Origin of the sequence: Pseudomonas bohemica (assembly GCF_002934685.1) — a bacterium.
Lineage (GTDB): Bacteria > Pseudomonadota > Gammaproteobacteria > Pseudomonadales > Pseudomonadaceae > Aquipseudomonas > Aquipseudomonas bohemica.
Genome location: NZ_NKHL01000041.1, coordinates 1 through 4831 on the forward strand (window position 1 = coordinate 1; position 4831 = coordinate 4831).

Sequence of the window (4831 nt, forward strand, 5' to 3'; positions counted from 1 at the left end):
TCATTTGCTTCATCATCGAAAAGCTCGGCGATTGGTGTTCCGGGATTTTGCCAAATCAGGAAGTCTTTTTCAGAATTTCCTTAGCGCCGCCGCCAATATATCTCTTTTGGCCACGCATAATCTCGTCATAGTGCTCCTTCGACATATCAAACTTTTCGCGCTGAAGTTCTACATATAGATTAATATCACTATACGCGCGAGTCATTTCGACATTGAAGTGTTTCAGCTGATCCTGGAGGGCCTTTATACCAAGCCCTTGCCTTGTCATAATCCTCGAAAATTTCTTACGAAACTGATGCGATGCAAGATTCCACAATTTATCTTTATACTTAATATCGTGAACAGATACAAAACGTTTGAAACTTGCAGCAGAGGTGCTATCCGAAGTTCTGGACCCTACAGCTGCATACGCGGGAAATAGAAAAGTCCCACTTCTTCGGCGTCGAGCGAGCCCTATTTCAGCAGCATCCAAGGCAGATTTTACCAACGGAAGCGTTTGCCACATATATCGAACAGGTTCTGCCTGAAGCTTATTAGTAGATGATATTACAAAATAAAATTTCTTCTGGACACCCTCATTAACAATTTCTTCCTCTTGCCAGTTTTTGCTTGCACCCGTCCGAATAGAAACAACTTCGTGCCATCGCATCCCAGTCAACATCGCGATTACGATGTAACACGCCGTGGCTAGTCTGGCCTCCCATCTGACTATCTCTGTACCCGATCCCATTCCGTATTCATGCCAAGGAAAAGGATTCAGAAGTATCTTGTTAGCCCCGTAATATCTTGGAACGTAACGCTGGCGTTCCTCATTGAGCCGGTGGAGGGTATCACCAATAGAAAGATCTGCCAGAGCACAAGTAAAAACGGCAGAGGCCACTTCATCTGGCATCTCGATAGTCCTCTGACTGCCTCGGGGTATTAATTTCTGACAACAAGCGTTAGCCCAACGCCCAGCAGAACCGTAGTGCCCAAAGGGATTATGATGCAAGCCATCCTCAAGTTTCGATGACTGCTCGAATAGCCAGCTCAACCCTGACACTCTTGCCCTCAAAGCACGATCCGTAATAGCAGCTTGCCCCTTGACGGACTCACTCGCTAAGAGTTCAAGGAACTGCTCTAAGTCAGTAGCACCTAAATCCGAAAATTGTCTGAAAGCATGGTCATCCATATACCGCAAAAGTCTAGCCACACCCTTATGATAAGTAGAACAAACAGTGGACCACTTAGGCCTTGATGACGGTGGATTAATCAGCATCGAATAAAGATATTCTAAGACCGACCTGCGATAATGCGCTTTGCACTGCGACGTTAGCGTAGTGCCGTCGTTGAAGTAGATTCGAGACAGATGCAGCGTGACATTCGCCGGGTGCAAATTTGGATGTTCCTGCGATAGATCCCAGGCGTCACTAATATATGTTGATTCGGCAGAAATCTTGATTCCTGCTCGGACCTCATCAGGTATGCCTTTGAGGCTGGCGTGAATAGGATGACCCTGCGACAGAGAAGAGCTTTCAATTATCGTGCTGGCTAGAGCTTTATTCATAACCACGCACCCTGAGCAACTGTAGACCATACTTCAATAGGGTACAACTCTGCATCGACCCGAATTGATGCTAACAAATTGGAATTATACTTTGGCAATATTTGGTCCTCCCACACGAGTCTCTTCTCCTCCGTCGCCCACTGATGGTCTTCATCACTAATTAGGCCACTCTCTAGCAACTGCTCGTGGTAACGCATATAACAGAAGTACTTTTTTATGTCTTGATGGGTGATAACAAGATTGGGGCATGCCAAACAAACCTCATGACCGGCTGTACAGAGTTCACCATGCCTCTGGCCTGCCACCGGCGATTGACAAGGGTCCTTACAAGAATTCAGCATTACGCTGGTGACTCCATCCGCCGAATGTTCAATCTGCTGAGGGGACAAAACGTCCAGTAGCATCGCCTCAATATGCACGCCCCTTCTAAATTTAAATACTGGGTCTGATACACGGCGCAAATATTCTGCTGTAGTTGAAATTTTTTCATGCCCCAAAAGAGTTTGGAGATACCTGATATCTTCGGTGCGCAAATATTCTTGCCATGCCATAGTCGGGCGTATCAGCTGCGCTTGCAAACTCAATGGCTCACCGGATGTTCTTCGCAAGTTGTTTTTCTTTGAGAAGTCCTGGACAGCGCATTTAAACCCTGACTCTCCTATCGGTAGAGATCTCTTATGGCGATTCAAATTAGAAATCCACAATTCAATTTGACCTACCTCGCGAATCCCCGCAGTCACCTGCATAACTTTGTTTATCAACATAACAGGCCAACTGTCTTGAGACTTATCAGATGGAATACTTAAGCCTTTCTTAAAAGACCTAAACTTTACATATGACACTATTTTTCTTTGAGGATCGAGAGGATCAAGCTCAATACTTTCAGTCGTCAATCGCTGGATAGTGGAAGGATTTAACTGCGTTCTTATCAACAGCATAATATAAAAAGGGACCAAATCGATTGCCGACATCCAAGCGCACAGACCCAAGTCATTATAAAAGCCTCGGAATCGTCCATTAAAATACTCTTTGATCGCTCCATACATCTCGGGGGAAGATTTTTTAAGCTTCGACTCGGTTATAACCTGACAGTCGAGCTTGTTTTCCCAATACCAAATTAAATAATCAAGCTTCCTCCAGGGCGTAAGATATTTAATCGGGCAAGGCTTGTTCAGATACTTTGACACATAGTCAGGACCTGCGCCCAATGCATCATAAAACTCTCGAACGCCAACCATTCTCCTACTGTGTTCGTCTTTAAAGCTGGCAATGAAATTTTGACCCTGCGGGATGCTACAAAGCTCTGCAGTTGTGAGACGTTGACAGTTGCAGTGATTTTCCCACCACCAAATTTTATATTCTAGGCTATTCCAAAATGACCGCCTTCCATTTGCCGAGGGTGGTGCAACATCTTCAAGTGGAGGTGGTGCATCGCGCCATACTGGCCTGTACTGAACGCCAAACTTCTTCATTGTTTCACGCATGCCACCGACCGCTGCTCGCATGATGCTTTTCAGCTCTTCTTGATCATATCCTTCATTCGCGGCCTGCAAACTTGAAGACTTTGGAAATGGGTTAGGCTGGGGTATAAAATCTGACGAGACATCCGGATGCTTACTCATCTGGCGAAAGGTTGGCGACAGTAACCTAAAATGAGCGCCAGCTGTTGAATACGAGAGACCGACTTGCTGTTTCAGCCAGTAAACATATGCCACCAGAGTATCTTGGTTTAGCTCCTGAGGCTTTCTAACTTCTTGCTCATTTAGAAAATTAAGGAATCTCCAAAAGCTTTCACGCTGAGTGATTCTGGTCCTATGCCCCATCTCGTTACGACGCTTGTATAAAGCCCAAACAAAAATCCCTGTAATTTCCCTCAAGCAATCATATTGTTTTCTATTGCCAAAATCGTAGGTGTACATGCACCCATCGTTTTTGCATTTCGTTGTGAAGCACAATTCAGTGGCAGCTCTAACCTCATCTGCCGCCAGCGACACGATAGTTGCCATCCTGCTCACAAATCAAATCTCCTCGCAACTTTTGTCTAAGCTAATCTGTAGTTTTTCATAGCTCTCCGCGTGTGCAACTAGGTTAGCAACATTCACATAAAATTTTTCTGTTGTCGCTTCGCTTTCGTGGCCCATTAATTGAGAGAGCATTACAAGATCACGGTTATACAAATAATGATAAGTACCGAAGGTATGCCTCAGCGTATGAGGTACTGCCCATATCCCCATTCTGGAAGCCACTCGCACGAATAATTTTTCTATCCAATTAACCGTTAGAGTTTTTCCGTGCTCAGAGATAAACAGACTGGCAGCGACTTCCCTATTTTTTTCTGAGAGCTTATCAACAATGTACTCCCGACTAATATCCATGTACGCCCACAGATCAGAGAGAAGGCCATTTGGAATCAGTATAAATCTCGCCTTACCACCCTTACCCACAATTCGCGCAGGAGTAGAGTGACCGGCGTGATTTATAACAGGCAGATCACAAACTGGGAAATTGACTGCCTCGGATACTCTCAAACCGCATTGCAGCATAAGTTTAGCCATCAGTAGGTTCCTTTCTTTAGAACGTGCGCACAATGCAGAAGTTTCATTCAGCACTCGCAAAAAATGAATAGCTAAATCCATGTGCAGAAACTTAGTCGGCTCAACAAATTTTCGACTTGGATGTGTTTTCGTCTCATATTGTTGAAATCCGCGCCCTAGAACCGCAGGAGCTTTTTCCAGTGTGATATGTTCATTAAACCCGTTTGATTTGCACCAAATCAAAAATCTGTGTGCGCCACCAATTCGGCTATTGACGGTATTCCAAGACAAAGCGTTTCCTTGACGGCTTTTATATCCACACTGAGCGGCGATGTAATATTCAATATCATCATCGGAGACATCGACAATTGCACGGCCATTGGCTTCTCGCCATAATATGAACTCTTTGACATGCTCCGCAGTAGTAATAATACTTTTTTCGCGAAGATATCTCGCCTTCGATAATAAGTATGAATTTTCTATTTGATATGGGTGTCCACTGCTTTTGAAAAACTGCGGGACCTTATAAGAAAGGTTCACCAACCCCGGTTGTGCTGCTTGAGCAAAGGAGACATAAACCATTAGAGCCATAGGAACCCTCAATGTGAGTGTTTTCCTCGTCCAAGCCCCAGATGTTGGCCCTAAGAGCTTGAATACCATTTGTGAGTCATACTAGGTTTTGTACGAAAAGTATTGCCGCATACAACGTAGGCTGCAGGCCAGCGTGACCATGGCTGCGTAGCTCTTGGCC

At 44.9% G+C, this 4831-nt stretch carries 3 protein-coding genes; all 3 read right to left on the reverse strand.

Annotation, left to right across the window (positions count from 1 at the left end; translation table 11 throughout):
- Positions 1-55 precede the first annotated feature (55 nt).
- On the reverse strand, positions 56-1546 hold the full coding sequence (locus CE491_RS00270) for a tyrosine-type recombinase/integrase (RefSeq protein WP_199884907.1): 1491 nt from the start codon (positions 1544-1546) through the stop codon (positions 56-58).
- Positions 1543-3465, reverse strand: a complete 1923-nt coding sequence (locus CE491_RS30050) for a site-specific integrase (protein ID WP_234407452.1) — start codon at positions 3463-3465, stop codon at positions 1543-1545. Before CE491_RS30050 ends, CE491_RS00270 begins: the two co-directional genes overlap by 4 nt.
- 99 nt (positions 3466-3564) lie before the next feature.
- Entirely contained in the window at positions 3565-4671 is a 1107-nt protein-coding gene (locus CE491_RS00280; RefSeq protein WP_199884908.1) for a tyrosine-type recombinase/integrase, read from the reverse strand.
- Positions 4672-4831 lie beyond the last annotated feature (160 nt).

Excerpts from the sequence above, each read along its gene's own strand:
- CE491_RS00270 (WP_199884907.1), bottom strand. The coding sequence starts at position 1,546 with ATGAATAAAGCTCTAGCCAGCACGATAATTGAAAGCTCTTCTCTGTCG.
- CE491_RS30050 (WP_234407452.1), bottom strand. The coding sequence starts at position 3,465 with ATGTACACCTACGATTTTGGCAATAGAAAACAATATGATTGCTTGAGG.
- CE491_RS00280 (WP_199884908.1), bottom strand. The coding sequence starts at position 4,671 with ATGGCTCTAATGGTTTATGTCTCCTTTGCTCAAGCAGCACAACCGGGG.